Annotated in this window: 24 protein-coding genes; 16 read left to right on the top strand and 8 right to left on the bottom strand. The window is 72.3% G+C overall.

The genetic code is table 11. The features are described 5' to 3' along the window. Positions 1–3: 3 nt before the first annotated feature. Both BKA14_RS24240 and BKA14_RS24235 read right to left on the bottom strand, forming a co-directional pair. Positions 4–783 carry a citryl-CoA lyase gene (locus tag BKA14_RS24240; RefSeq protein ID WP_184953169.1) on the bottom strand — a complete coding sequence of 260 codons (780 nt, stop codon included), beginning with the start codon at positions 781–783 and terminating at the stop codon, positions 4–6. Beyond that, positions 768–1,898: a CaiB/BaiF CoA transferase family protein gene (locus tag BKA14_RS24235; protein ID WP_184953168.1), complete on the bottom strand. Its 1,131-nt coding sequence runs from the start codon at positions 1,896–1,898 to the stop codon at positions 768–770. Before BKA14_RS24235 ends, BKA14_RS24240 begins: the two co-directional genes overlap by 16 nt. Positions 1,899–2,084: 186 nt before the next feature. Between BKA14_RS24235 and BKA14_RS24230 the strand changes: the two genes are divergently transcribed. The 3 genes from BKA14_RS24230 to BKA14_RS24220 are packed head-to-tail and all read left to right on the top strand — an operon-like array spanning position 2,085 to position 4,653. Then, positions 2,085–3,470, top strand: a complete 1,386-nt coding sequence (locus tag BKA14_RS24230; protein WP_184953167.1) for an amidohydrolase family protein — start codon at positions 2,085–2,087, stop codon at positions 3,468–3,470. An 11-nt stretch (positions 3,471–3,481) separates the two neighbouring features. Next, entirely contained in the window at positions 3,482–4,285 is an 804-nt protein-coding gene (locus BKA14_RS24225; RefSeq protein WP_184953166.1) for an IclR family transcriptional regulator domain-containing protein, read from the top strand. 47 nt (positions 4,286–4,332) lie between these two features. Further along, a complete protein-coding gene (locus tag BKA14_RS24220; RefSeq protein ID WP_184953165.1) occupies positions 4,333–4,653 on the top strand; it encodes a hypothetical protein in 321 nt (106 codons plus the stop codon). Positions 4,654–4,656: 3 nt separating this feature from the next. On the opposite strand, the gene BKA14_RS24215 is transcribed toward BKA14_RS24220, so the two are convergent. Then, positions 4,657–5,241 carry a MarR family winged helix-turn-helix transcriptional regulator gene (locus tag BKA14_RS24215; RefSeq protein ID WP_184953164.1) on the bottom strand — a complete coding sequence of 195 codons (585 nt, stop codon included), beginning with the start codon at positions 5,239–5,241 and terminating at the stop codon, positions 4,657–4,659. Positions 5,242–5,333: 92 nt separating this feature from the next. On the opposite strand from BKA14_RS24215, the gene BKA14_RS24210 reads away from it, so the two are divergent. Both BKA14_RS24210 and BKA14_RS24205 read left to right on the top strand, forming a co-directional pair. Continuing rightward, on the top strand, positions 5,334–5,969 hold the full coding sequence (locus tag BKA14_RS24210; RefSeq protein ID WP_184953163.1) for an FMN-dependent NADH-azoreductase: 636 nt from the start codon (positions 5,334–5,336) through the stop codon (positions 5,967–5,969). Between the two features lie 93 nt (positions 5,970–6,062). Beyond that, positions 6,063–7,268: a DUF4241 domain-containing protein gene (locus BKA14_RS24205; protein WP_184953162.1), complete on the top strand. Its 1,206-nt coding sequence runs from the start codon at positions 6,063–6,065 to the stop codon at positions 7,266–7,268. A 282-nt stretch (positions 7,269–7,550) separates the two neighbouring features. Here the strand turns inward: BKA14_RS24205 and BKA14_RS24200 are convergent, their stop codons facing one another. After that, a complete protein-coding gene (locus BKA14_RS24200; RefSeq protein WP_184953161.1) occupies positions 7,551–8,378 on the bottom strand; it encodes a sigma-70 family RNA polymerase sigma factor in 828 nt (275 codons plus the stop codon). A 137-nt stretch (positions 8,379–8,515) separates the two neighbouring features. Here BKA14_RS24200 and BKA14_RS24195 point away from each other — a divergent pair, with 137 nt between their 5' ends. Next, positions 8,516–8,962 carry a carboxymuconolactone decarboxylase family protein gene (locus BKA14_RS24195; protein ID WP_203722216.1) on the top strand — a complete coding sequence of 149 codons (447 nt, stop codon included), beginning with the start codon at positions 8,516–8,518 and terminating at the stop codon, positions 8,960–8,962. 64 nt (positions 8,963–9,026) lie between these two features. On the opposite strand, the gene BKA14_RS24190 is transcribed toward BKA14_RS24195, so the two are convergent. Together BKA14_RS24190 and BKA14_RS24185 are read right to left on the bottom strand one after the other, a co-directional pair. Further along, positions 9,027–9,743, bottom strand: a complete 717-nt coding sequence (locus BKA14_RS24190) for a helix-turn-helix domain-containing protein (RefSeq protein WP_184953159.1) — start codon at positions 9,741–9,743, stop codon at positions 9,027–9,029. Positions 9,744–9,792: 49 nt separating this feature from the next. Continuing rightward, positions 9,793–10,929 (bottom strand): serine hydrolase domain-containing protein, encoded by a 1,137-nt coding sequence (locus BKA14_RS24185; RefSeq protein WP_184953158.1) that lies wholly within the window; start codon positions 10,927–10,929, stop codon positions 9,793–9,795. Between the two features lie 134 nt (positions 10,930–11,063). On the opposite strand from BKA14_RS24185, the gene BKA14_RS24180 reads away from it, so the two are divergent. From BKA14_RS24180 to BKA14_RS24170, 3 genes are read left to right on the top strand one after another with little or no spacing between them, the layout of a single operon-like run. Continuing rightward, positions 11,064–12,143, top strand: a complete 1,080-nt coding sequence (locus BKA14_RS24180) for a sensor histidine kinase (protein WP_239092709.1) — start codon at positions 11,064–11,066, stop codon at positions 12,141–12,143. Continuing rightward, on the top strand, positions 12,140–12,805 hold the full coding sequence (locus BKA14_RS24175; RefSeq protein WP_184953156.1) for a response regulator: 666 nt from the start codon (positions 12,140–12,142) through the stop codon (positions 12,803–12,805). The genes BKA14_RS24180 and BKA14_RS24175 overlap by 4 nt, the downstream gene beginning before the upstream one ends. A gap of 9 nt (positions 12,806–12,814) precedes the next feature. Continuing rightward, positions 12,815–13,537, top strand: coding sequence for a 16S rRNA (uracil(1498)-N(3))-methyltransferase (locus BKA14_RS24170; RefSeq protein WP_184953155.1), 723 nt, complete (start codon positions 12,815–12,817; stop codon positions 13,535–13,537). Here the strand turns inward: BKA14_RS24170 and BKA14_RS24165 are convergent, their stop codons facing one another. Beyond that, positions 13,538–14,329, bottom strand: a complete 792-nt coding sequence (locus BKA14_RS24165) for a hypothetical protein (protein WP_184953154.1) — start codon at positions 14,327–14,329, stop codon at positions 13,538–13,540. A 155-nt stretch (positions 14,330–14,484) separates the two neighbouring features. On the opposite strand from BKA14_RS24165, the gene BKA14_RS43290 reads away from it, so the two are divergent. Continuing rightward, positions 14,485–16,047: an ABC transporter transmembrane domain-containing protein gene (locus tag BKA14_RS43290; RefSeq protein WP_221477306.1), complete on the top strand. Its 1,563-nt coding sequence runs from the start codon at positions 14,485–14,487 to the stop codon at positions 16,045–16,047. Continuing rightward, positions 16,044–17,774, top strand: a complete 1,731-nt coding sequence (locus BKA14_RS45200) for an ABC transporter ATP-binding protein (RefSeq protein ID WP_203722212.1) — start codon at positions 16,044–16,046, stop codon at positions 17,772–17,774. Before BKA14_RS43290 ends, BKA14_RS45200 begins: the two co-directional genes overlap by 4 nt. A gap of 468 nt (positions 17,775–18,242) precedes the next feature. On the opposite strand, the gene BKA14_RS24155 is transcribed toward BKA14_RS45200, so the two are convergent. Continuing rightward, the gene (locus BKA14_RS24155) at positions 18,243–20,615 is read right to left on the bottom strand and encodes a beta-glucosidase family protein (RefSeq protein WP_184953153.1); all 2,373 of its coding nucleotides are present in this window, start codon (positions 20,613–20,615) and stop codon (positions 18,243–18,245) included. Between the two features lie 84 nt (positions 20,616–20,699). Here BKA14_RS24155 and BKA14_RS24150 point away from each other — a divergent pair, with 84 nt between their 5' ends. The 5 genes from BKA14_RS24150 (at position 20,700) to BKA14_RS24130 (ending at position 25,518) form a co-directional block, all read left to right on the top strand. After that, complete coding sequence (locus BKA14_RS24150) at positions 20,700–22,079, top strand: serine hydrolase domain-containing protein (RefSeq protein WP_184953152.1); 1,380 nt, start codon at positions 20,700–20,702, stop codon at positions 22,077–22,079. A gap of 153 nt (positions 22,080–22,232) precedes the next feature. After that, entirely contained in the window at positions 22,233–23,309 is a 1,077-nt protein-coding gene (locus BKA14_RS24145) for a PhoH family protein (protein ID WP_184953151.1), read from the top strand. A 22-nt stretch (positions 23,310–23,331) separates the two neighbouring features. Next, positions 23,332–23,799, top strand: a complete 468-nt coding sequence (ybeY, locus tag BKA14_RS24140; protein WP_184953150.1) for an rRNA maturation RNase YbeY — start codon at positions 23,332–23,334, stop codon at positions 23,797–23,799. A gap of 2 nt (positions 23,800–23,801) precedes the next feature. Continuing rightward, a complete protein-coding gene (locus tag BKA14_RS24135) occupies positions 23,802–25,175 on the top strand; it encodes a hemolysin family protein (protein WP_184953149.1) in 1,374 nt (457 codons plus the stop codon). Then, a complete protein-coding gene (locus BKA14_RS24130; protein ID WP_184953148.1) occupies positions 25,168–25,518 on the top strand; it encodes a cytidine deaminase-like protein in 351 nt (116 codons plus the stop codon). Before BKA14_RS24135 ends, BKA14_RS24130 begins: the two co-directional genes overlap by 8 nt. Positions 25,519–25,745: the final 227 nt, after the last annotated feature.

Here is a 25,745-nt window from a genome sequence, read left to right as displayed (position 1 = left end):
GCCTCAATCCTTCCGGGGCTCGTAGACGGCGTTACGGTCGACAGTGCGATAGATGTCCATCGCGATGGGGTTGCGGCGCTCCTCGGCGATCTGCCCCAGCAATCCGGCCGCCCGGGCCAGGAGCGCGAACCCCCGCAGCAGATCGGTGGGCAGGCCCAGATCGGCCAGCGCCGCTCCACACACCCCGGCCCCGTTGAGCGGCAGCCGCTTGCCGAGCACGTCGGGATGCACCCGGCCGATCGCCTCGAACAACCGCAGGTGCGGCCCGCGCAGCCCCTCCTCCTCGGCGATCCGGATCAGTACGGGCGTACGCGGATCTTCCGTCTTGTGCACAGGATGGCCCAGGCCCGGGATGAAGCGCTTCGAGGACTTCGCCTTCCGGACGGCGCCGAGTGCGATCGAGTCGTAGTCCCGCTCGGTGCCGGCGTCGATCAGGGTCTGCGCCAGGAATTGCCCGCAGTCCTCGGTGACGCCGAGGAAGCGCGACCCGCCGCCGAGCAGCCCGGCCGCCATCGCGCCCTGCAGGGAGTCGGGGGCCGACAGGTAGGTGAGCCGGGCCGCGATCGCGGTCGGCGTGAACCCGTGGTCGGCCAGCGCCACCAGCACGGCCTCGAAGACGCGGACCTCCCCGGCGGTGGGGCGGCGCCCGGCGACCAGCCAGAACGCCAGTTCGCCGAAGCCCACCTTGCCCATCAGGTCGGCCGCCAGGTCCTGCCCCAGCAGCGAGATGGTCTCGGGGGTCGACGTGCCGAGACCGGTCGGGAAGCTCAGCTCCTCAGCCACTTGCGGATCTCCTCGCCGTGCTCGTCCAGCCCGGGCGGCGGCAGCTCGTACCGGGGCCGGGTCTCGCTGAAGGTGATGGGGTTGCGGATACCGGGCACGCCACCGGTGGTGACCACGGGGTCGAGCCCGACCTCCTCGGCGAACGCGACGCCGCCGTCGATGGTGTTGATCGGGGCGCAGGGAACGCCCGCCGCGATCAGGTCCTTGAACCATTCGTCCTTCGTACGGGTGGCCAGCCGCTCGACGAGCAGGGGGCGCAGTGCCTCGCGATTCGCCGTACGGTCCTGGTTGCGCCCGAACCGCGGGTCGTCGGGCAGGCCGGGCAGGTCGAGCACCTGGCACAGCTTGCGGAACTGCCCGTCGTTGCCCGCGATCACGATCAGTTCGCCGTCGGCGGTCGGCAGGGGCTCGTACGGGAAAAGGCTCGGGTGCGCGTTGCCCATGCGGAACGGCACGGTGCCCCCGGCGACGAACCCGCTGGAGTGGTTGACCAGTCCGGACAGCGCCGAACTGAGCAGGTTGACCTCGACGTGCTGGCCGCGCCCGGTGGCCGCGCGGTGGTGCAGGGCGGACAGGATGCCGATGTTGGCGTGCATGCCGGCCATGACGTCGAAGACCGAGATGCCGGCCCGGTACGGGGAGCCTTCGGGGTCGCCGGTCAGGCTCATCAGGCCCGAGATGGCCTGCACCATCAGGTCGTAGCCGGGCAGGCTCGCGCCCTGGCCGGGGCCGAAGCCGCTGATGCTGGCGTACACGATCTTCTCGTTGGCCGCGGCCACGGTGTCGTAGTCGAGGCCGAACCGCCGGAGCCCGCCCGGCCGGAAGTTCTCGATCATGACGTCGGCCCGGTGGGCCAGCTCGCGGGCGTCGGCCAGGTCGGCCTCGTTCTTGAGGTCCAGCGCGATCGACCGCTTGTTGCGGTTGATGCCCAGGTAGTACGTCGAGATGCCGTCGCGCACCGGTGGCATCCAGGTGCGGGTGTCGTCGCCGGACGGACCCTCCACCTTGATCACCGTCGCGCCGAGGTCGGCCAGCAGCATCGTCGCGTACGGCCCGGCGAGGATCCGGGAGAAGTCGGCGACCACCAGGCCGGCCAGGGGGCCTTTCTCAGACATGCAAACCGCCCGTCCTGCGGACACTCGTCCGCTCGAACAGCTTGCCTCCGGCCACACGCTCTGTCAACGACTGGTTGATCTGGCCGAAACAAACTATTGACCGCGCAAGTGACCCGGCGCACACTGACGCCACTCGGGCTGCCCGCTGGGCGGACAACGGTCCGTTAAACCGCGAAAGGACGGGCGATGATCTTCCGTAACGGCCTGATTCTCACCATGGACGACTCGCACACCGTGCTCGAAAACGCCGACGTGCTGATCGTCGACGACAAGATCGCCGAAATCGGGCCGGGCCTGACCGCGCCCGACGGCCATGAGGAGATCGACGCCTCCGGCGGCATCCTGATGCCCGGCATGGTCGACACGCACCGGCACATGTGGCAGACCGCGATGCGGGGCTACGGCGCCGACTGGACCCTGACCCAGTACTTCGTCTGGTACTACCTCGAGTCGGGCAAGCACTTCCGCCCCGAGGACATCTACGCCGGCAACCTGCTGGGCGCGCTGGAGGCGATCGACTCCGGCGTCACCACGACCGTCGACTGGTCGCACGGCCTGCAGAGCGCCGACCACGCCGACGCCGCGGTCGACGCGCTCGAGGCCGTGCCCGGACGGTTCGTGCTGGCGTACGGGAACATCCAGCAGGGACCGTGGGAGTGGTCGACGGCGCCCGAGTTCCAGGACTTCCACCGTCGCCGCATCGACGGCGGCAAGCTGGCCGGCTTCCAGATGGCCTTCGACGTCACCGGTGACCCCGCCTTCCCCGAGAAGGCCGCCTTCGAGGTCGCGCGCGAACTCGGCGTGCCCGTCACCACGCACGCGGGCGTCTGGGGCGCCACCAACGACGACGGCATCCGGCTCATGCACGACAGCGGCTTCATGAGCCCGGGCCACGTCTACGTGCACGCGGCCACCCTCTCCAGCGACTCCTACCACCGGATCGCGGCCACCGGCGGCTCGGTGTCGGTGTCGACCGAGAGCGAGCAGAGCGCCGGCCAGGGCTACCCGCCCACCTGGCAGCTGCGCCGCCACGGGATTCCGGTCTCGCTGTCGATGGACACCAGCGTGTGGTGGAGCGGCGACCTGTTCTCGGCCATGCGCAGCACACTCAGCGCCGACCGGGCCCGCGAGCACCTCGAGGCGCACGGCCGGCAGGAGACGGTCACCCATCACCACCTGCGGGCCGAGCAGGTCGTCGACTGGGCCACCCGCGGCGGGGCCAAGGCGCTGGGGATGGACTCGTCGATCGGCGCGCTCACCCCGGGTCGTCAGGCCGACGTCGTGCTGCTCAAGAACGACGACTCGCCGGCCGGCTTCCCGGTGCTCAACCCGTACGGGCATGTGGTTTTCCAAGCCGGGCGGGGCGACGTGCACACCGTCGTGGTCGGCGGCCGCACGGTCAAGCGGGACGGCAAGCTGGTGGACGCCGACCTGGCCACCGCCCGGGCCAAGGTGACCGCGACGATCGAGCACCTGCGCTCGACGCTGGGGGAGGACGCCTGGCGGCAGGGCATGAACCCGGACATCCCCGAGGCCCGGATCCTGCACAACCCGTATCAGTACACCAAGTAGGGTCCCGTTCCATGACGGACATCGGACGGGGCGCGGGACCCGACTTCATCGAGGCGCTGGCCCGTGGCCTCGACGTCCTGCGCTCCTTCCGTCCGGGCACGCCGGCCATGACGCTCAGCGAGATCGCCGGGCACACCGGGCTGGCCCGGCCCACCGTACGGCGCATCCTGATCACGCTGGAGGCGCTGGGTTACGTGCGGGCCGACGGCCGGGGGTACGCGCTCACCCCGCGGGTGCTCGAGCTCGGGATGGCCTACGTGAACGCGCAGAACATGTGGGACGTGGCCCGGCCGCACATGGAGAAGCTGGTCGCGCTGACCAACGAGTCGACATCGATGGCCCAGCTCGACGGGGGCGACATCGTCTACGTGGCCCGGGTGGCCGTACCGAAGATCGTCACGCTGGCGGTCACGATCGGCACCCGGTTCCCGGCCCCGGCCACCTCGATGGGCAAGGTGCTGCTGGCCGCGCTGCCCCCGGACGAGCTGCCGGGCGTGCTGGCCGAGCCGTCCCGCTCGGGCATCACGGCGCGCTGGCAGCCCGAGCCCGCTGAGCTCGACGCGTCGCTGCGCGAGGTGCGGGCCAAGGGGTGGGCGCTGGCCGACCAGGACCTCGCGCCCGGCATCCGGTCGATCGCCACGGGCGTACGGGGTGGGGACGGGCGGGTCGTGGCGGCGATCAACGTGACCGTGCACGCGGCCGAGACGTCGCTCGAAACCCTGCTCGAGGAGCATCTGCCCCGGCTGCTGCGCACGGCGGCCGACATCGGGCACGACTGGTCACTGACCGCAGCCGTTCCCGCCATCACCGTCTGAGAATTCCTCGCGGTGCGGTGACGCTGCGGCCGTGCCACGCTGGTCACGTGAGGCTGGTGACCGATCTCTTCGACCCCGAACCCGTACGGTGGGGTCTGCGCGGCGACCCGTGGGTCTGGCGCGCCATGTGTGAGCAGCTCACCGGTCTGGCCCTGCCTCCGTCGGTGGGCGAGGTGGAACGGCTGCTGATCGCGACCTTCGACCGGGTGGTCAAGTGCGACCTGGCCACCGAGACCGCGCCTTGGGTGTTCCGCGAGGAGTTCGCCCGCGGCTCGGGCATGTCCGACGGCAGCGTGCACCTGGAGATGTGGCGTTCCGAGCTGCTGCCCACCCTGGTCGACCGCGCCCGCAGCCGGTTGGACGGCTGAACCTCAGCAGCCGGGAATCGGGCGGCCCCGTTCGGCCGCTTCGATCTGTTGCTCGGCCAGGTCGGCCGCCACGATCTGCTCCTCGATGTGCCGCATCGTGGCTGGGGCGGCCGCCGCGGTGATCTCCTGGGCGACGCGCTGCAACTGACGCACCTGCGTCGCGGTCAAGTTGTCGAAGACCAGGCGACGAGCTTCCCGTACGTGTCCCGGCGCGGCCGCCACGAGCGCGTCGTAGCCCTCCGGGGTGAGCACGGCCTCGATGCATCGCCCTTCACCGGCGGCGTTGGTGCGACGTTTCACATAGCCCTGCTTCTCGAGCCGGCTCACCGCGTGCGACAGCCGGGAGAGCGACCCGCCGGCGATGTGCGCCAGGTTGGTCATCTGCACCGCGTGCTCCTGCGGCCGGGACAGCGACGACAGGATCGAATACTCGAAAAAGTTGATGCCCGCGTCGCGCTTGAGCTGGGCCTCGATGGCGGCCGGGAGGGTCATCACCATCGCCACCAGCGTCATCCACGCCGCGCGTTCCTCACTGTGGAGCCAGGGCGCCTCCTGGGCCACCTGCTCGCCGGACGTGTCGGTGCTCACGACGGAAGAATACCGCCTCGCCGCACTTGAATGTTCAACCCGAAGCTGTCATGGTTCCTATTGAACATTCAACCCGTTAGGGAGAAGGCATCATGAGCGTTCTGCGCATCGACTCGAGCATTCAGGGCCCCGTCTCGGCCTCGAGCGAACTGGCCGACGTGGCCGAGGCGGAGTGGACCGCCGTGCGCCCCGGCGCCTCGTTCGTCCGCCGCCATCTCGGCGCCTCGCCCCTGCCCGCCGACGCCTGGGCGAACGCCATCCACGCCAAGTTCACGCCGGCCGACCAGCGCACCCCGGCCCAGGTCGAGGCCGCGGCCCTGGCCGACCAGCTGGCCGCCGAGGTGCGCGACGCCGAGGCCGCGATCCTCGCCCTGCCGCTCTACAACTACGGCGTCTCGCAGCACGTCAAGGCCTGGATCGACCTGGTCATGGCCGGCGCCACCACGCCCGACGAGAAGCTGCTCGACGGCAAGCCGGTCATCGTGCTCACCACCCGCGGCGGCGGCTACGGCCCGGGCACCCCGCGCGAGGGCTGGGACCACAACACCGCGTACCTGCGCCGGGTCGTCGAGGACATCTGGGGCGGCGACCTCACCCTGATCGAGCGCGAACTGACCCTGGCCGCCGTCAACCCGGCCATGGAGTCGCTGCGCGACACCGCCGACCTGCTGAAGAAGGCCGCGCACGAAGCCGCGACGCATGCGGGTCGCACGCTCGCGTCGCGCTGACGCACCGTCGTACTCTCGATTCGCTCTCGCCACGCTCTTGCACGCAGTTGCGGGGCGGCAAATGCCCCCGCCCGGCGCATAAGATCGCGCCTCATGGAGACGACGTTGGCGGCGGCGTACTGCGAGGGCTGGGACAACGGGTTGGTCAACCCGCTGACCCAGGATCAGGCCGAGTCCCGCGACTCCGCCGGCGAGCCGTACTCCGTGGTGCTGCTCGCCGGCGGCCGTTTACACACCGTGCTCAACATCTCGTGGACCGAGGGTTACTGCGCGGTGCTTCGATACGACGCCGACGGTCACCGCGTCGCCGCCCACGAGCTGCGCCGCGCTCCCGAGGGTGACCTGTTCCTGCGCGAGTCCGCCACCTGGGCCGCCCCCGCCGACGACGCCGCGGCCCGCCACCGCACGGCGTGGCAGATCAACGGCCGCCGCAGCGACGACATCGAACCGGCCGGGCGGCGAGGCGGCCGCAGCACGTTCACCGACGACGGCTTCACCCCGCCCCGGCTGCCGCTGCCCGCCTTCGGCCGCTGGAACGCCCTGCTCGACCGGGCCTCCCGGGTGCACGCCGAGGCCTGCGTGCGGCCGTTCTCCGACGTCTGCGTGCTGCCCCGCGACCCCGGCGACCGCCACCGTGTGACCGGCGCCCCCGCCCCCGGCCTGCCGTCGCGCACCTCGGCCGAGCGGCCCTGGTTCCCGCCCCGCCCGCTGCAGCCGCGCGCCCTGCACACGCTCTTCCGCGACGGCGCCGAACGGACGCTGGGCCCGCGCCGCATGCGCATCTCGACCCACGCCGCGGGCAAACTCAACCTGCCGTCCGGACGCCTGATCGCCGCGGACCCGTCCAGCCTGGACTACGGCGAGGAGCCGTTCGTGATGACGGTGTCGCCCGGCACCTACCCCGTCACGATCAGCCTGGCCACGTTCACCGACGACGAGAACCACAGCCGGGTCGCCGCCGCTCGCCTCGACATCAGCGACCGCCGGCCGGTGCGCTGGGAGCTGGCCCTGCGCGAGGGGCAGGACCTGCTCGACCTGGGCTACGGCGAGTTCTTCGGTTTCGGTGTCGACGCGGGCATGGCCTGCTTCGTCGACGACGTCAACCACGAACGCCTCGCCGGCGAATGGGAATCCCTCGAACTCCGCAACCCCCGCTTCGCGTCGGTCGGCGCGGGCGACATGATCGCCTGGTCCAGCGGCTGGGGCGACGGCGCCTACCCGACCTGGATCGGCCGCGACCACGAGAACCGCATCACCACCTTCGTCGCCGACATGCTGCTCTTCCCCGGCGACGACTGAGCCCGTCCACCGAGTCTCCCGCCCCGGAACCACGCGGTGCTCCGAGATCAGAGCCGGATGGCCGGGGCCGACGTTTTCGGGCGCCACCACTCACTCAGGTCGCCGGGGTGGATTTCGCGTTCTGGACGCGTAGCGGCCAGCGAAAGCCGCCCCGGTCCCCGCGGGAGCGACGGTCCGTCACCCACCACCCCGCCGGGACATCCGGGTCTTGACCTTCACGGTGGCCGGTGGAGGCGTTCCGCTGGGCCGGCGGCGAACAGTTGCTCGGCGCGGACGGCCGGCTCAGAGGGGCAGGATCTCCAACGCGCGCAGGCTGTCCCGGTTGGTGATGGCTTCGAGCGCGGTGATGCGGCCGTCGCTGACGGTGAGGGTGATGACCAGCAGGGTGTCGTCGTCGGGGGCGACGCGGATGCCCAGTGCGCCGTCGACGAGCACGGGGAAGGCGTTCCGGGCGCGGCCCGCGTAGAACTGAGCCACCGTCCGGGCGCCGCGTAGTTCGGTGGGCAGGTTGTGGAACTGTTCGTCCATGCGCAGGCGGACGTCGGGGTCGAGCAGGCTCAGCAGCGTCTCGAAGTCGCCGTCGCGGGAGGCGGTCAGGAACGCGTCGACCAGGGCGCGCCCGGCCGGGCGTTCGGGCGGTCCGGGCTGGGCCCGGACCCGGCGGCGGGCCCGGCTGGCGAGTTGGCGGGCGGCGTCGGGTGTGCGGCCGACGATGGGGGCGACCTCCTCGAACGGCACGGCGAACAGGTCGTGCAGCACGAAGGCGAGCCGTTCGGCCGGGGTCAAGGTCTCCAGGACGACCAGCAGCGCCAGCCCGACCGAGTCGGCCCGCACCGCCTCGTCCTCGGGGCCGGTGGTGCGGGCGGGTTCGGTCTCGGGCAACGAGGACTCACGGCGGGAACTGCGGGAGCGCAGCATGTCGAGGCAGACCCGGCCGACCACTGTGGTGAGCCAGGCGTCGAGGTTGTCGATGTGCCCGGAGCCGGCCCGGTCGAGGCGGAGCCAGGCCTCCTGCACGGCGTCCTCGGCCTCGGCCGCCGAGCCGAGCATCCGGTACGCCACCGCGCGCAGCCGGGGCCGGTTCGCCTCGAAACGCTCGTACTCGGTCATCGTCGCCTCCTGATTTGTGGCCTGCGTCACATCGGTCACATCGGGCCGGGGTCGTCCGTCGCCCTCCCGACGGACGAGAACGCGCGGATGTGACCACGCCGCCGCGAGAACTGAAGGAGAAAATCGTGCAGGCTCGGATGGACAACCCCGCTTCCTTTCTGCCCGACTCGATCAAGGCGATCAACCTGCTCTACAAGGCGGCCCACTCGGCCGGCGTCGACCCGGCCCTCCTCGAACTCGTGCACCTGCGGGGCAGCCAGATCAACGGTTGCGCGCCCTGCGTCGAGTCGGGCGCCCGTGCCGCCCGCAAGAACGGCGAGACCGACGAGCGGCTGATGACCGTGGCGGTGTGGCGCGAGACGCCGTGGTTCAGCGACGCCGAGCGGGCGGCGCTGGCCCTCTCCGAGCACGCCACCCGGCTGGCCGACACCCCGGACGCGGTGCCGGACGCGGTCTGGGACGACGCCGCCAAGCACTTCGACGAGACGCAGCTGGCCGCGATCGTGGTGTGGATCGCCACGACGAACTTCTTCAACCGCATCAACGTGACCACCCGCCAGCAGGCGCCGCAGAACTGGAGCTGAACGCGGGGCCGGTCGCTCGATCTCGTCTGGTGGGCCTCGCCCGACGCCGAGCGGCTTCGGTCCCTCATGGCCGGTCCGGAGTCCGAGCGCGGTTGAGGGCTCTCAGTTCGGCGCGCAGCCGGTCGGGGATCGGGCCCAGCAGTTCGGCCAGTGTGCGCGGGCCGACGCCGAGCTGCTGCTGGATCTCGGGCAGGCTGCGCCCTTCGGCGTAGAGCACGAGCGCCTCGCGTTGCCGCGGGGTCGGTGGCGCCGGTCGCAGGTCAAGACCGGCCCCGCGCAAGGTGTCGCGCAGGGTCCGGATCTCCGCCTCGTACTCCGCGGGGGTGAGCCCGGCCTGCTGCATCGCCGCGGTGAGCCGGCGGCCGCGCCGCACCTGACCCAGCACCTCGCCCAACCGGCTCTCCACCCCCGGCCCGGCCCGGCCGGTCACCTCGACAATCGCCTCGGCCAGCCCGGCGCCCAGGTGGAAGGGGTGGCTCACCGCGGTGCACAGGGTGTCGGCCAGGTGGGAGGCGCCCAGCACTTTGGTGACCACGTCGTTGGCCCCGGCGGCCCAGGCGGCGACGACGGCCCGGGCGTCCGCGCCGGCGGTGCGGACCACTGTGGGCACATCGTCGGCGAGCATTTCCCGTACGAGTTCCGGCGGGCGCGCGCCGAGCGGGTCGAGCACGCGTACGTCGTACCGGGTCGCCCCGGGGCCGAGAATCCGCAGGCGCGGATCGGCGCCGAGCGTTCCCCGGAGAAGGTCGTAGTCGTCGAGTACCGCGACATGCAACCGCATGGGGCCAGGCTAAGCAGGGCCGGTCGGCCGGGGCGACCCACCGATCGGATTACTTGCAGAGAGCTGTGTCGATGATGTCGAGTGTGACGTCGTGGGCCGGCTTGGGCACGCCCGCGTCGCGCTTGAGCGAGTCGGTGTTGATGGTGACGACGACGCTGCGGGAACCGTCGGGCTTGACGCCGTTGCGGGTCTTGAAGCCGTGGATGTCGCCGCCGTGGGCCCACGAACCTCCGCACGAGTTGGGCACGAACACCAGGCCGAGCCCGTAGCGGGCGCCCGGCCAGTTCGCCCGGAACTCGTCGCTGACGGCCACCGTACGTTTCATCTCGGCCAGCTGGGCCGGCTTGAGCACCCGGCCCCGCATCAGCGCACGCAGGAACGTGTTGCCGTCGTCGACCGTGCTGATGATCTCGCCCGCGGCGCCGCCCCACGTCGGGTTGAGCCGGGTCGCGTCGATCGGCTCGCCGTAGTCGGGGTCCTCCGGCGTCGCGTCCGGGCCGGGGAAACGCTCGTAACCGACCGCGTGCGGGTTCGGCACGTTCGGATCGTTGCCGGGCAGGGTGGTCTCGGTCAGGCCGAGCGGGCGCACGATCCGGTCGCGGACCGCGGTCCGCCAGCTGTGGCCGGTGACCTTCTCGATGATCAGGCCGGCCAGCATGTAGTTGGTGTTCGAGTAGTTCCAGCTCGTGCCGGGCGCGAACTCGCGGGGGAACGTCAGGGCCAGCCGCACGGCCTCGCGGCTGGTGATCCCCTCATAACGGTGCTGCTCGAAAAGCCTCTGGTCGAACAGGTACGGCATGCCCGCCAGGTAGTCGGGCAGGCCGCTCGTGTGCTGCAGGAGCTGGCGTACGGTGATCTGCCGCCCGTCGTTGCCGTTGCCGCGCACCAGGCCGGGCAGCCACGTGTCGACCTTGTCCTCGAGGGTCAGCTTGCCCTCGCCGACCAGCTGCAGCAGCGTCGCCGCCACGTACGTCTTGGTGAAGCTGCCGATCCGGAAGTGCGCCCGCCACGGCACGTCACCGCTGCGCACCCGCAGGTCCCGCCGGTCGGTGTCGACCTCCAGCAGCACCGCCGGGGCGCCCTGCCGGCGCAGCTCGTCGGCCTGCCGCTGCAGGGTCGCGGCCGGGCCGCCGCCGGGGATCGTCAGCGTCGCCGCCACCATCGTCGTTGCCAGCACGTTCATCATGCGAAAGACGCTAGGGACGAGATCGACGAATTTCGTCCCCCGAGGACGGGAAGTCCGGCTACCCCCACGGGGGTAGGCGCGGATACCCCCGCCGGTCGATGCCCCTAAGGGCGGCCCTGGTTAGCGTGAGACGCGTGCGAAGACCGTTGCTGGTGGATGTGCTGCTCGCGGCGCTGTTCACCGGGCTGACCCTGGCCACCCTGTACGGCTGGAGCGCCGGCCCGCCGAGCCCCGCGCTGATCGTGCTCGCGGTCCTCTCGGTGGCCCCGATCGCCCTGCGCCAGGTGGCCCCGGTGTTCACCATGGCCGTGATCGTGGCCGCGCTCGGGGTGGCCGGGCTGGTCGGCGGGGAAGGGTTCCCCAGCGGCGGGATCGGCCTGCTGGTCGCCATGTTCTCGGTGGCGATGCTGCGTCCCCGGCCGGTGGCGGCGGTGCTGTTCGGGGTGACGGTGGCCCTGCTCATGGTCACCTGGGTGGCGCAGCGCAACGAGACGGCCTGGCCCCAGGTCATGCAGTCCGGGCTGGTGCTGGTGGGCGCGTGGGCGCTGGGCGAGGCCACCCGCCGCTGGAGCCGGCGGGCCGAGCTGGCCGCGGCCTCCGCGGCCCGGGCGGTGGCCGAGGAACGCGTACGGATCGCCCGCGAACTGCACGACATCGTGGCCCATCACATGTCGGTGATCACGCTGCAGTCCGGGCTGGCCGAGTTCGTCGTCGACACCGACCCGCCGACGGCCAAGGCCGCGATGGGCACGGTGAGCGACGCCGGGCGGGACGCCATGCTGGAGATGCGGCGGCTGCTCGACGTGTTGCGGATCGACCACGACGACGACGTCGACCTGCGGCCCCAGCCGGGCCTGGACATGCTGCCCGACCTGGTGGAGCGGATGCGGGACGCGGGCCTGACGATCGACCTGACCGTGGACGGTGCGCGCCGGCCGCTGCCGCCGGGGCCCGACCTGTGCGCCTACCGGATCGTGCAGGAATCGCTGACGAACGTGCTCAAACATGCGGGGCCGGACGCCAAGGCGTGGGTCGCGCTCGGCTACGGCGAGGACACTCTGACCGTGCGGATCAGCGACGACGGGGTCGGCGGCTCCTTCACCGCCGGCCACGGCATCCGGGGGATGCGCGAACGGGCCGCCCTGTACGGGGGAGTGCTCTCGGCCGGACCGGGCCCGGCCGGGTTCGAGGTGCTGCTGAGGTTGCCGGCATGAGTATCCGGGTGCTCGTCGTGGACGACCAGCCGCTGATCCGGGCCGGGCTGGTCGCGCTGTTCCGGGCGGCCGACGGGCTGGAGGTGGCGGGTGAGGCCGTGGACGGGGAGCAGGCCGTCGCGCTGGCCGCCGAGACCCGGCCCGACGTGGTGCTGATGGACATCCGCATGCCCGGCCTGGACGGGCTGGCCGCGACCCGCCGGATCCTCGCATCGGCGGTCACCCCGCTGCCCAAGGTGATCGTGCTGACCACCTTCGACCTCGACGAGTACGTCTACACGGCGCTGAGCGACGGCGCGTCCGGGTTCCTGCTCAAGGACACGCCACCCCAGCGGATCATCACGGCCGTGCGCACCATCGTCGACGGGGACGTTCTGCTCGCCCCGCGGATCACCCATCGGCTCGTGGAGACGTACGGGCAGAGGTCTTTCGACACCTCGCGGCTGGCCGGGCTGACCGCGCGCGAGACGGAGGTGCTGCGGCTGGTCGGCAACGGGCTGAGCAACGCCCAGATCGCCGGGCGGCTGGTGCTCAGCGAGGCCACGGTGAAGACGCACGTGAAGCGGACGATGGGCAAGCTCGGTTTGTCGAGCCGGGCCCAGGCGGTGGTGGCGGCGTACGAGAGCGGCCTGGTCGTGCCGGGCACCCCGCCGGTTCGGTAGCGTGCGGGGGTGTCCGCCCCGATGTTCCTGGTCGACGCCCTGCCCGCCGGCGACTCGTTCGTGCTCGACGGCCCCGAGGGGCATCACGCCGCCACCGTGCAGCGCCTGCGCGCCGGTGAGACCCTGCTGCTGAGCGACGGCCGGGGCACCCTCGCCACCGGCCACGTCGACACGGTCGGCAAGGGCACGGTGTCGGTCGCGCTCGGTGCCCGGTCGGTGGCGCCCGCGCCCGACCCGCGGCTGGTGGTCGTGCAGGGCATCGCCAAGGGCGACCGCGGTGAGCTGGCCGTGCAGGCGATGACCGAGATCGGCGTGGACGAGATCCTGCCCTGGGCGGCGTCGCGTTCGGTGACCCAGTGGCGCGGCGACCGCGGTTTCAAGGCGCGCGACAAGTGGGCCGCGACCGCGCGCGAGGCCGCCAAGCAGGCGCGCCGCCCGTGGCTCCCGGTGGTCGGCGGTGACCCGGACTGCTCGACCAAGCAGGTGGCGGCGCGGCTCGGCGCGTCCGCCTTCGTGCTGCACGAGGAGGCGACCGAGCGGCTGACCACGGTGCCGCTGCCTTCGTCGGGTGAGATCGTGCTGGTGGTGGGGCCGGAGGGTGGCATCAGCGACGCCGAGCTCGCCCAATTCGACGGGGCGACGCCCGTCCGGCTGGGCCGTGAGGTTCTGCGCACCTCGACGGCGGGCGTGGCGGCGTTGTCGGTGCTGTCGGCCCGGCTCGGCCGCTGGTGATCAGCGCTTGGTCTTGAGGCTGCGGTAGCGGCGGCGCTCGAGGCCCGGCATCTGGATGTGCTCGTTGAGGCCGGCGCCGGTGGCGACCTGGTCGCAGACGCGGGCGGCGGTCCGGCGGGTCAGCAGGCGGCGCAGGCCGCGGGCCCGGATCTCGCCGGCGAACGGGCCGACCGGGCGGCTCAGGCGGCGGGCCTGCGCCACGATCGCGGGTTCGACCTCGGCGAACGACACGTAGACGGCCCGCTGGGCCGGCTCCGCGCCCGCCAGGGCGGTGAAGGGGACGCCCAGCAGCGTGAGGTCGCGGTGGGTGCGGTCGTCGAGCAGGGCCACCACGTGCCGGACGCCGGCGCGGTGCCCCGCCTGCAGCAGGGTGCGGTGGAGCAGCGGGCCGGCGTCGTCGTCGAGCACCACGAGGGTGGCCAGGTCCCAGATCTTGCCGCCGTCGTGCAAGCCGTGCGCGTCGACGATCGCCGACAGGTCGCGGCCGATGCGAGCGGGGGCGTCGTCCAGCGCGCGGCCGCCGCCCTCGACGACCCGGCCGGCGCCCGCGGGCAGGCCGGTGTCGCGGTCGAGCACGAGCAGGAACAGGCTCTGACTCTCGTACGGGCTGTTCTCGAAGGCCAGGGCCGTGGCGTCGTGGCCCAGCGCCTGGCGCTCGACGGTGCGGGCGACGTCGGCCAGCGGGTCGGCCGGGCCGACGGCGAGCGCGACGAACCGGCCCCGGGCGGGGTGCGCGGCGAGGGCGGTGGCGCACCGGCGCCGGACGACGGGGGCGTCGAGGTCGTAGGTCATGCTCGGTCTCCTCGGCGACGATCTCGGTCCGGGCCAATCGGGAGAACCGGACGGATCACACTGTAGTCCGAAATTACTCTCCGTTAAAATGGCGTACATCACACAGAGTCACGGGTCTTGCTCCGACGGTTTCGCGGGGCCAAGGTCGATAGTCGATGACTGTCGATGCACGCGGCCCGGGCGTGAATCTTCTCTGGCGGGCCCTGATCCGCAACCGCGTCCGGGTCGCCTCGGGCAGCCTGCTCAGCGGCGTGCAGGTGGGCTGCGAGGCGCTCGTCCCGGTGCTGATCGGGGTGATCGTCGACCGGGCCGTGGCCACCCAGAGCCTGAGCCGGCTGGTCTTCTGGGTGTGCGCCCTCGGCTCCCTGTTCCTGGTGCTCACCGTGGCCTACCGGACGGGCGCCCGCCGGCTCATGCGGGCCATCGCCGACGAAGCACACCGGCTACGGCTCGAAGTGGCGGCCAAAGTGCTCGACCCGCGCACCGAGGTGCGCACGGGCGACGTGCTCACCATCTCCGCCACCGACGCCGATACCGCGTCCTACCTGCTCGACTATCTGCCCCGGCTGTTCGGGGCGCTGGTCGCCACGGCCGTCAGCGCGATCGGGCTGTTCGTCATCTCGGTGCCGCTGGGCCTGGTCGTGCTGATCGGCACCCCCGTCGTGCTGGCCGGCCTGCAGCGGGCCGCGCCCCGGATCACCCGGCGGGTCGCCGCCCGGCAGGAAGTCGCGGGCCGGGCCGCGTCCGTCGCCACCGACCTGGTCACCGGGCTGCGGCCGCTGCGGGGGATCGGGGCGCAGGACGCCGCGGCCCACCGGTACCGCGAGGTCAGCCGCGAATCGCTCGGCGCCACCCTGCGCGCCGCGAAGACGCTGGGCTGGTTCCAGGCCGCCTCCGACACCGTGAGCACGCTGGTGGCCTGCGGCATCGCGATCCTGGCGGGCTGGTTCGCGCTGACCGGCCGGATCTCCGCGGGCGAACTGGTGACCGTCATCGGCCTGGCCGCGTTCCTCAGCGAGCCGTTCGCCACCCTCTCGGCCGGGCCCGGCTGGCTCGCGTCGGCCCGCGCGTCAGCCGCCCGCATCCAGGCCGTGCTCGACCTGGTGCCCACCCAGCCGCCGACGGGCGACAACCCCATTTCCCCCGTACGGGGGGAGTGCGTCGGCATCGTGGCCGAGCCCGACGCCGGGGCGCTGGTGGCCCTGTTCGACGACGGCTCGCCCGACGTGCTGGTCGCGCCGCACCTGCCCGAACTGTTCACCGGCACGATCCGGGAGAACCTGATCGACGTCGCCGGGACCGACCCGCCCGGGACGCTGCCCGCGGTGCTGCGCGCCTCCGCGGCCGACGACGTGGTGGCGGCGCACCCCGACGGGCTGGACCACGCGATCGCCGACCGCGGCGCGGCCCTGTCCGGCGGTCAGCGGCAACGGCTCGCCCTGGCCCGCGCCCTGCTCGCCCGCCCCCGGCTGCTGGTGCTGCACGAGCCCACGACGGCGGTCGACGCGGTGACCGAGCACGCCATCGCCCGCGGCATCCGCGACCTGCGGCACGGCCCCGGCTCCACCCTGGGCACCCTGCTGGTGACCACCTCGCCGGCGCTGCTGGCCATCACCGACCGGGTGATCGTGCTGCGCGACGGCGAAGTGGTGGCGACCGGCACCCACGCCGCGCTGGCCGCCACCGACGAGACGTACCGGGCGGCGGTGCTGCGGTGAACTACGCCTTACCGGTCGCCACCCCACGCCAGACCTGGGCCTGGGTGTGCGGGCAGCTCAGAACACGCCGCGTCGAGGTCGCGTTCACCGTGGCCACCGGGCTCGGCGCGGCCGCCGCCTCAGTCGTGCCGGTCACCGCGCTGGGCCTGCTCGTCGACCTCGTGCGCGACGGCGCCACCCCGGCCGCGCTGGTGCCGATCAGTGTGCTCGTCACCGTGATCGCCCTGCTCGGCGGGATCGCCGCCGGGGCTACGACCACCCTGGTCAGCCGGCTCGGCGAACGGATCCTGACCAACCTGCGCGAACAGACCGTCGGGGTCGCGCTGCGGCTGCCCGCGAACACCCTCGACCGGGCCGGTCGCGGCGACCTGCTGGCCCGGGTCGGGGCCGACGTGGCCGCGGTGGGCGCGGCGGCGGCCGAAGTGATGCCCACAGTCATCTCCGCGCTTTTCCTGGCGATGCTCAGCGTCACCGCGATGTTCGGCCTGGACTGGCGTCTCGGTGTGGCCGGGCTGGCCGCCATGCCCACCTACCTGCTCGCGCTGCGCTGGTACCTGCCTCGCTCGGCGCCGATCTACGCCGCCGAACGGGCCGCGGTCGGGGCCCGCTCCCAGCTGCTGATGGAAAGCCTGCAAGGCGTGCGCACGGTCCACGCGTACCGCCTGGCCGACCGGCACCTGGACGCCATCAACGACGCCTCGGCCCGCGCCCGGGACCTCTCGGTCGGCGTGTTCGCGCTGTTCACCCGGTTCGTGGGCCGGATCAGCCGGGCCGAACTGCTGGGCCTGGTGACGATCCTGGTCGCCGGTTTCTGCTACGTACGGTCGGGCTCGGGCGTCACCGTCGGCGAGACGGCCGCAGCCGCGGTGCTGTTCCACCGGCTGTTCAACCCGGTGTCGATGATCCTGTTCACGTTCGACGAGATCCAAGCGGCCGGGGCCGGGCTGGCCCGCCTGGTCGGCGTGGGCACACTGGCGGTGACCCCGGCCGGCACCCGTACGCCGTCCGACGCCGGCCTCGCCCTGCGCGCGGTGACCTTCGGCTACGACGACGAAGTGCCAGTGCTGCGCGGCATCAACCTGCGGGTCGCACCCGGCGAACGGGTCGCGCTGGTCGGCTCGACCGGGGCCGGCAAAACCACAGTGGCCTCGATCGCGGCCGGGATCCTGCGCCCCCGCACCGGCACGGCCACCGTGGGCGAGGTGCCGGTCGACCAGCTCGCACCCGGCATCGTGGCGATCATCAGCCAGGAGACGCACGTGTTCGCGGGCCCGCTCATCGAAGACCTGCGGCTGGCCTCACCGTCGGCCACAGTCGAAGCGGCCGAGGCGGCGCTGGCCCGGGTGGGGGCGCTGGACTGGGTCCGCGGGCTGCCCCGGGGCCTGGCCACGGTGGTCGGTGAAGGCGGGCACCCGCTGACCGCGGGCCAGGCCCAGCAGCTGGCCCTGGCCCGGCTGGTGCTGCTCGACCCGGCCGTGGCCATCTTGGACGAGGCGACCGCGGAGGCGGGCAGCGCGGGGGCGCGCGAACTGGAGGAATCGGCGCTGGCGGCCACCCGCGGACGCACGACGTTGCTGGTGGCGCACCGGCTGACCCAGGCCGCCGGCGCCGACCGGGTCGTGGTGCTGGAACACGGGGCCGTACTGGAGGAAGGAACCCACGACGAGCTGGTGGGGGCGGGGGGCCGCTATGCCGCGCTGTGGTCGGCTTGGCTGTCGCGCAGTTAGCCGGCCCGCGGGTCAGGGCTTGCCGCTCCGCGCTGGAAGCCCCCGCAACGGCCGCTCCGCGCGGGAAGCCGTCCGGGAGCAGCAGCTGCTCCGCGCTGGAAGCCGCCCCGCAACGGCCGCTCCGAGCGGAAGCCGTCCCGCAATGGCCGCTCCGAGCGGAAGCCGTCCGAGAGCAGCAGCCGCTCCGAGCGGGCAAGTCCGAGAGCAGCAGCCGCTCCGAGCCGGCAAGTCCGAGAGCAGCAGCCGCTCCGAGCGGGCAAGTCCGAGAGCAGCAGCCGCTCCGAGCGGGCAAGTCCGCCCCACCATCAGCGAATCACGACACCCGCCGCTTCTAGATCAACACGATCGAGGGGGCCCGCCCTACCGGGGGACCCCCGCCCACCGCCATTGTCGCCGGATTGCGCGATCTTGGGTGGGCGGGAGCCGCCGGGCTGTGGACGAACGCGGACTGTGGATATCGTCCGATCTCTATACAGTCAGTGTGGCCGTCAAACGGGGCTCGTCCAGGGCGTGGGCCGCGACCACCCGATAGTCGCCCGTGCGGCGCACCCAGCCGCCGTCCTCCCACACCTCGAACGTGCGGGCCGGCAACGGGATCCGCACGGTGACCGTCTCCTCCGGGAGCGCCTCGACGTTCGCGAAGCCGGCCAGCCAGCGTTCCGGCCGGGACGGGTCCACCGGTGACGGTCCGACGTAGATCTGCACGACCTCGCGCCCGGCCCGCGCGCCGGTGTTGGTCAGCGTCACCACGGCCTCGGTCTCGTTGACCGTGAGCTCGTCGTACTGCCACGTCGTGTAGCCGTGGCCGTGCCCGAACGCGTAGAGCGGCGCGACCCCGGAGCGCAGCCACCCGCGGTAACCGACGAAGACCCCTTCCTCGTACGTCACCACGCCGTCGCGCGGCTCGATCGCCAGCACGGGGCAGTCCTCCTCGCGGCGGGGCCACGTGGTGGGCAGCCGGCCGCCGGGTTCGGTCACCCCGAGCAGCACGTCGGCCAGGGCGGCCCCCGCTTCCTGGCCGGGGAACCAGGTCAGCACCGTCGCGGCGACCTCGTCGGCCCACGGCATGAGCACCGGCGATCCGGCGTTGACGACCACGACCGTACGGGGGTTGGCCGCGGCCACCCGGGACACCAGCTCGTCCTGGCGGCCGGGCAGGGCCAGCGACGTACGGTCGAAGCCTTCGGACTCGACCTGCTCGGTGGTGCCCACGACGATCACGGCCACGTCGGAGCCCGCGGCCAGTTCGACCGCCTCGGCGATCAGGCCGTCGGCGTCGGGGCCGGGCGGGCGGTGACCCAGCGTGCTCGACACGGTGTGGGCCATGCCGCGCGCGATGGTCTGCCGCAGCACGACCGGCACCGCCACGCCTGCTTCCAGTGTCGCCGTGGCGCGCTGTTCGCGCGGGGACAGCAGCAGGTCGGCGCGGGTGGCGCCCGGCGGGTGCAGCGTCCCCTCGTACAGCAATTCGTCGCCCACCCGCAGCTCGAACGTGCCGAAGCCGGAGACCGCGAACGTGTGCTCGCCGCCTTCGAGGGGCGTGAACGTGGTCTCGAGCCGGATCTCCTCCACGTCGGCCGGGTCGAGACCGCCGGGCAGTGAGCCGATCCAGCGCACGGCGGCCGGCTCCACTTCGAACGCGTGGCTGCCCACGGTGGCCGTGACGGCCGACCAGCCGGGTCCGTGCGCGGCGGGCAGGAACGGGCGCGGGTCGGCGCCGACCGCGTAGGCGACGTCTACTCCGGACAGCGCCAGCTCCAGGCCGGTCAGCGGGGAGATCACGTGCGGCGGGGAGACCTGGGCGCTGCCGCCGCCGAGCACGCGGGCGTCGGTGGCCAGCGCGCCGATCACGGCCACCTTGGTCAGCGCGGCCGGCTCCAGCGGAAGCGTGTAGTTCTCGTTGCGCACCAGCACGAACGACCGGGCCGCGACCTCCCGGGCGATCGCGTCGCCGTCCAGGTCGCCGGGCGGGGTGACGGCCGGGCCGCCGTCGAGCACCCCGACTCGCTGGGCCAGCCGCAGCACCCGGCGCACCTTGTCGTCGATCACTTCCTCGGGCACTTCCCCGGCCCGTACGGCGGAAACAAGCTTCTCCCCCCACGGGCTCTCCAGCGCCGGCATGGCGATGTCCAGGCCGCCCAGCGCGGAGCCGGTCGTCGAGCGCGCGGCCCGCCAGTCCGACACCACCACGCCGTCGAAGCCCCACTCGCGTTTGAGGATCTCGTCCTGGATCACGCCGTTCTGGGCCATCGACTGCCCGTTCACCCCGTTGTAGGCGCTCATCACGCCCCAGCCACCCGACTCCACGACCCGCTCGAACGGCGCCAGATAGATCTCCCGCAGCGCGCGGTCGCCGATCCGGACGTCGACCTCCATGCGGTCGGTCTCGAAGTCGTTGCCGACCAGATGCTTGACTGTCGTGCCGACGCCGTGCTGCTGCACCCCACGCACGAAACCCACCGCGATCTCGCCGCTGAGCAGCGGGTCCTCCGAGTAGCACTCGAAGTGGCGGCCGCCCAGCGGGGTGCGCTGCAGGTTCACCGTGGGCCCGAGCAGCAGGTGCACGCCTTTGCGGCGCGACTCCTGTCCCAGCAGCCGTCCGGCCCGCTCAGCCAGTTCGACGTCCCAGGCCGCGGCGAGCGCGGTCGGGCTGGGCAGCGCGATCGACGGGTCGTCGGGCGCCCAGCCGACTCCCCGTACGCCGATCGGCCCGTCCGACATCACCAGCGAGCGCAATCCGATCCGCTCGATCGCCGGCAGCGACCAGAAGTCCTGGCCGGCGAGCAGCGACACCTTCTCGTCAAGGCTCAACTGCGCGAGCAGGTGCTCGACATCCGCCATGGAAGCGCTCCCATCCTCAATCCCTGTCGGTGCCCACCTTAAGATCGCCAGGATGGAGAACCACTGCCTGACCCCGGCCGACCGGTGACCGCCTCCGCCCGCTACGAGCGGGTTGTCCGCAAGGCCCAGGCCGACGGCCGCATTCCCGCCGTCTCGGTCGCGCTGCACCGGGCCGACCGCGAGCCGTGGGTGTTCACCGTCGGTGACTCCGGCAATCCCGATCATCCGCTGAACGCCGACACCCGGTTCCGGATCGGCTCGATCACCAAGACCTTCACCGCGGTGCTCGTGCTGCAGTGCCGCGACGAGGGGCTGCTCGACCTGGACGATCCGATCGGCCGGCACCTGCCGGTCCCGGCCCACGGCGACGCCCTGATCCGGCGGCTGCTGTCGCACACGGCCGGTTTCCAGCGGGAGCCGTACGGGGACATCTGGGACACGCTGCAGGCCCCCGACCCGACCGAGGTGCTGGCCCAGCTCGACCGGGCCGAGCGGGTGCTGCCCAACGCGCGCCGCTACCACTACTCGAACCTCGGCTTCGCCGTGCTCGGGCAGCTCGTGGCCAAACTCCGCGGCGGCAGCTGGGCCGAGGTAGTGGCCGAGAAGGTGCTGGGTCCGCTCGGGCTGGGCGCGACCACGCTGAACCCGCCCCCGCAGGCCGCGGTCGGCTACGTCGTCGACGACTTCTCCGACGCGGCCCGCCCCGAGCCGCAGACCGACCTGGGCGGTGTCGGCCCGGCCGCGCAGCTGTGGAGCACCGCAGGCGACATGGCCACCTGGGGTGCGTTCCTGGCCCACCCGGCCACCGTCGACCCCGGTGGCAAGGTGCTGGCGGCCGCGACGGTCGACGAGATGCGCTTCCCGGCCACGGTGACGCACGAGGCGGTCTGGCAGGCCGGGTTCGGGCTGGGCCTGATCATCGAGCCGCAGAGCCGCTGGGTGACGCACGTCGGGCACGACGGCGCGATGCCCGGGTTCCTGGCTTCCGCGTACGGGCGGCGGGGCGGGGAAGGCGTGCCGGCCGGGCTCGGCGCGGCGGTGCTCGGCTCTTCCGGCACCTCCCGGCTGATCGGTGACGTGGTGCACGAGCTGCTCAAACTGGCCGTCGAGCTGGACCCGGCGGACATCACGCCGTGGACGATCGCCGCCCCGGCCCCGCGGGAGTACCGGTCGATCCTCGGCCACTGGTACAGCGAAGGCACGCCGTTCGTGTTCTCGTGGCACGACGGGGCGCTGCGGGCCCGGCTGACCGAGCTGCCGGCCGACTCGCCGCCGTCGATCTTCGAGCCGTTGCCGGGGCAGCCGGACGTGCTGCGTACGGTCAGCGGGCGGGAGACCGGTGAGCTGCTGCGACTGACCCGCGACGAGGCGGGGGCAGTGGTCCGGATGCACTGGGCCACCTATCGCGTGACCCGTGACCAGCAGGGTTTCGACGGGGGCGCGGCCTCCGACGGAAGCGCGTGAATCACTGGTGAGTGAGGCCGTCCCATTTCCGGCGATAATGGCATCGGCGGTGGGGCGGCCGAGCGGATACGATGGCACGACACTTCAGCACGCCGTCCACCCCGGGCGACGAAGAGCACGAGAGCAGGTGGCGGAGGCCCCTAGGGCCGCCCTATGACCGGTACGCCGAACCCTTCCAGCGCGGGCTCCAACGGCGCGGCGCGGGTGCAGACCAAGATCTCGGTTTCCGACCCGAAGATCATGGTGAACCTGCTGGGTGCCAAGGACGAGATCCTGCGGCTCATCGAGCGAACTCTCGCCAGTGACGTGCACGTTCGCGGCAACGAGATCACCATCACCGGTGACCCGGCCGAGAACGCCACCGCCGAACGCCTCTTCTCCGAGCTGATCGAGCTCATCGAGCGGGGTGAGACGCTCAGCGTCGACTCGGTGCGACGCACCGTCGCCATGCTCGAGGACGCGACCGCCGAGCGGCCCGCCGAGGTCCTCACCCTCAACATCCTGTCCCGCCGGGGCAAGACGATCCGGCCCAAGACGCTGGGTCAGAAGCGATATGTCGACTCGATCGACGAAAACACGATCGTCTTCGGCATCGGCCCCGCCGGCACGGGCAAGACCTACCTGGCCATGGCCAAGGCCGTGCAGGCGCTCACGGCCAAGCAGGTCAGCCGGATCATCCTGACCCGCCCCGCGGTCGAGGCGGGCGAGCGGCTGGGTTTCCTGCCCGGCACCCTCAACGAGAAGATCGACCCTTACCTGCGGCCCCTCTACGACGCGCTGCACGACATGCTCGACCCCGAGTCGATCCCACGCCTGATGGCCGCGGGCACGATCGAGGTCGCCCCCCTGGCTTATATGCGCGGTAGGACTCTGAACGACGCGTTCATCATTCTCGACGAGGCGCAGAACACGACTCCCGAGCAGATGAAAATGTTCCTGACCCGGCTCGGGTTCGGCGCCAAGATCGTGGTCACCGGCGACGTCACCCAGGTCGACCTGCCGGGCGGCACGACCAGCGGTCTCAAGGTCGTCCGCGAGATCCTGCAGAATGTCGAGGACGTGCACTTCGCCGAGCTGTCCAGCTCCGACGTCGTCCGTCACCGGCTGGTGGCCGAGATCGTCGACGCGTACGCGCGGTACGACGCCGATCAGGAGCAGGCCACCGCCCAATCCGTCCACGCCGTGCCCGGTCGTGCCGCCAGTGGCGGCCGTCCCGGGCGTAGGCGCTGAAACAAGGGGTAAACGCACCACTATGTCCATCGAGATCGCCAACGAGTCGGGAGTCGAGGTCGACACCGACGCGATCCTCGCGGTGGCCCGGCACGCCCTCGACGAGATGGGGGTCAACCCCCTCGCCGAGCTGTCGATCCTGCTCGTCGACATCGACTACATGGCCGAGCTCAACCACCGCTGGATGGGTGGTGACGGCCCCACCGACGTGCTCGCGTTCCCGATGGACGAGGGCAGCGTCGACCACGGCCCCGGTGAGGCCGGCACAGGTGAGCCGGCCCTGCTGGGCGACATCGTGCTGGCCCCCGAGGTGGCCGCGAAACAGGCCGCCGCGGCGGGCCACTCGGCCGCCGACGAGCTGCACCTGCTGACCGTGCACGGCGCGCTGCACCTGCTCGGTTACGACCACGCCGAACCCGAGGAGGAGCGCGAGATGTTCGCCCTGCAGAACAGGCTCCTCCAGAGCTGGCGGGCCGGGCGGGCCGGCTAGCCGTGGACCCCGCCGATACATTCGCGGCAGGTGCGGCGTCCGCCGGCCTGCCTGATCTTCAGCTGATCATCGTCGCGGTCGCGCTGGTCTTCCTGGCCGGCCTGGCCTCGATGGCCGACGCCGCCCTGGGCTCGGTCTCCACGGCCCGCGCGGCCGAGATGGCCCGCGAGGGTGAGCGCGGCGCCTCGGCGCTGGCCGCCATCGCTTCCAACGTCGTACGACACCTCAACCTGCTGTTGCTGCTGCGCCTGCTGTGCGAGCTGACCGCCACGACGCTGATCGCGCTGGTGGCCGTGGACAGCTGGGGCATCGGCTGGACGGCGGCGCTGGTCACCGCGGGCACGATGACCGTGGTGAGCTTCGTCGTGGTCGGTGTCGCCCCCCGTACGGTCGGGCGCCAGCACGCGTACGCCGTGGGCCGGGCAGCCGCCCCGCTGGTGCGCTGGCTCGGCAAGGTGCTCAACCCGCTGGCGTCGCTGCTGATCCTGATCGGCAACGCGGTCACGCCCGGCAAGGGCTTCCCCGAGGGGCCGTTCGGCAGCCAGGTCGAGCTGCGCGAACTGGTCGACCTGGCCGAGCAGCGCGGCGTCGTCGAGCACGGCGAGCGCGAGATGATCCACTCGGTGTTCGCGCTGGGGGACACGATCGCCCGCGAGGTGATGGTGCCCCGCACCGAGATGGTGTGGATCGAGGCCCCGAAGACCCTGCAGCAGGCGCTCTACCTGTTCCTGCGGTCCGGCTTCTCGCGCATCCCGGTGATCGGCGAGAGCGTCGACGACGTGCTCGGCGTGCTCTACCTCAAGGACGTGATCCGGCGCACGCAGAACGGCGACCCGGCGTCGACGGCGCAGGCGGTGGCCGACCTGATGCGCCCGGCGACGTTCGTGCCCGAGTCCAAGCCCGTGGACGACCTGCTCTCCGAGATGCAGGCGGCCCGCAGCCACGTGGTGATCGTCGTGGACGAGTACGGTGGCACGGCCGGCCTGGTCACCATCGAGGACATCCTCGAGGAGATCGTCGGCGAGATCACCGACGAGTACGACGTCGAGCGCCCGCCCGTCGAGCACCTGGAGGACGGCGCCGTGCGGGTCACGGCCCGGCTCCCGATCGAGGATCTCGGCGAGATCTACGGGGTCGAGCTGCCCGCCGACGAGGTCGAGACGGTGGGCGGCCTGCTCGCGCAGACGCTGGGCCGGGTGCCCATCCCCGGCGCCCAGGTCGACGTGGGCGGCCTGCACCTGGTGGCCGAGGGCACGACCGGGCGCCGCAACCGGATCGACTCGGTGCTGGTGCGCCGGATCGAGCCGGTCGAGACGCCCGAGACGACTGACGACACCGACACCGAGACAGAGGAAAGACAGCACGCCGATGCCTGAGACCGACACCGTTTTGAGCGCCGAGGACACCAAGCTGGTCACGCTGGCGCGGAGTGCCCGGGCCCGGGTGGGGGCGGCCGAGGGCGCGGCGGTCCGCGACCAGGACGGCCGGACGTACGCGGCGGCCACGGTGTCGCTGCCCAACCTGTCGCTCACCGCGCTGCAGCTCGCCGTGGCCTCGGCCGCGTCGTCCGGGGCCACGCTGATCGAGGCGGCGGCGGTTGTCACCGAGGCGGAGTCGCTGGAGGACGCGGGGCACGCCGCCGTGCGCGACCTGGCCCCGACGTCCCCGATCCACGTGGCCGACCCGGCGGGCACCCTGCGCGGCACGGTCACCGCATGACTGACGAACGTCCCGGCCGGGCCACGGAGGGCTCTCGTTCCGCGGATGCGTCGCGGGGTTCTCGTGCTGCGGATGCGTCGCGGGGTTCTCGCGCTGCCGATGCACCGCGCGGCGAGGGCGGGCGGCGGCTCACTGCGGGGGAGCGCAACGAGCTTCGCCGGCAGGAGCGGCGGGCGGCTCGCCGGGCCGAGGGTACGTCCGAGACCCGGCGCGGCAGCTCTGCTGGT

Origin of the sequence: Paractinoplanes abujensis (genome assembly GCF_014204895.1) — a bacterium.
GTDB lineage: Bacteria > Actinomycetota > Actinomycetes > Mycobacteriales > Micromonosporaceae > Actinoplanes > Actinoplanes abujensis.
The sequence above is the reverse complement of the archived record's forward strand: the minus strand, read 5'-3'. Positions and strand labels throughout refer to the sequence as shown.

Excerpts from the sequence above, each read along its gene's own strand:
- BKA14_RS24145 (WP_184953151.1), top strand. The coding sequence starts at position 22,233 with ATGACCGGTACGCCGAACCCTTCCAGCGCGGGCTCCAACGGCGCGGCG.
- ybeY (WP_184953150.1), top strand. The coding sequence starts at position 23,332 with ATGTCCATCGAGATCGCCAACGAGTCGGGAGTCGAGGTCGACACCGAC.
- BKA14_RS24175 (WP_184953156.1), top strand. The coding sequence starts at position 12,140 with ATGAGTATCCGGGTGCTCGTCGTGGACGACCAGCCGCTGATCCGGGCC.
- BKA14_RS24200 (WP_184953161.1), bottom strand. The coding sequence starts at position 8,378 with ATGACCGAGTACGAGCGTTTCGAGGCGAACCGGCCCCGGCTGCGCGCG.
- BKA14_RS24130 (WP_184953148.1), top strand. The coding sequence starts at position 25,168 with ATGCCTGAGACCGACACCGTTTTGAGCGCCGAGGACACCAAGCTGGTC.
- BKA14_RS43290 (WP_221477306.1), top strand. The coding sequence starts at position 14,485 with ATGACTGTCGATGCACGCGGCCCGGGCGTGAATCTTCTCTGGCGGGCC.
- BKA14_RS24205 (WP_184953162.1), top strand. The coding sequence starts at position 6,063 with ATGGAGACGACGTTGGCGGCGGCGTACTGCGAGGGCTGGGACAACGGG.
- BKA14_RS24185 (WP_184953158.1), bottom strand. The coding sequence starts at position 10,929 with ATGATGAACGTGCTGGCAACGACGATGGTGGCGGCGACGCTGACGATC.
- BKA14_RS24235 (WP_184953168.1), bottom strand. The coding sequence starts at position 1,898 with ATGTCTGAGAAAGGCCCCCTGGCCGGCCTGGTGGTCGCCGACTTCTCC.
- BKA14_RS24155 (WP_184953153.1), bottom strand. The coding sequence starts at position 20,615 with ATGGCGGATGTCGAGCACCTGCTCGCGCAGTTGAGCCTTGACGAGAAG.
- BKA14_RS24210 (WP_184953163.1), top strand. The coding sequence starts at position 5,334 with ATGAGCGTTCTGCGCATCGACTCGAGCATTCAGGGCCCCGTCTCGGCC.
- BKA14_RS24195 (WP_203722216.1), top strand. The coding sequence starts at position 8,516 with ATGGACAACCCCGCTTCCTTTCTGCCCGACTCGATCAAGGCGATCAAC.
- BKA14_RS24165 (WP_184953154.1), bottom strand. The coding sequence starts at position 14,329 with ATGACCTACGACCTCGACGCCCCCGTCGTCCGGCGCCGGTGCGCCACC.
- BKA14_RS24225 (WP_184953166.1), top strand. The coding sequence starts at position 3,482 with ATGACGGACATCGGACGGGGCGCGGGACCCGACTTCATCGAGGCGCTG.
- BKA14_RS24230 (WP_184953167.1), top strand. The coding sequence starts at position 2,085 with ATGATCTTCCGTAACGGCCTGATTCTCACCATGGACGACTCGCACACC.
- BKA14_RS24190 (WP_184953159.1), bottom strand. The coding sequence starts at position 9,743 with ATGCGGTTGCATGTCGCGGTACTCGACGACTACGACCTTCTCCGGGGA.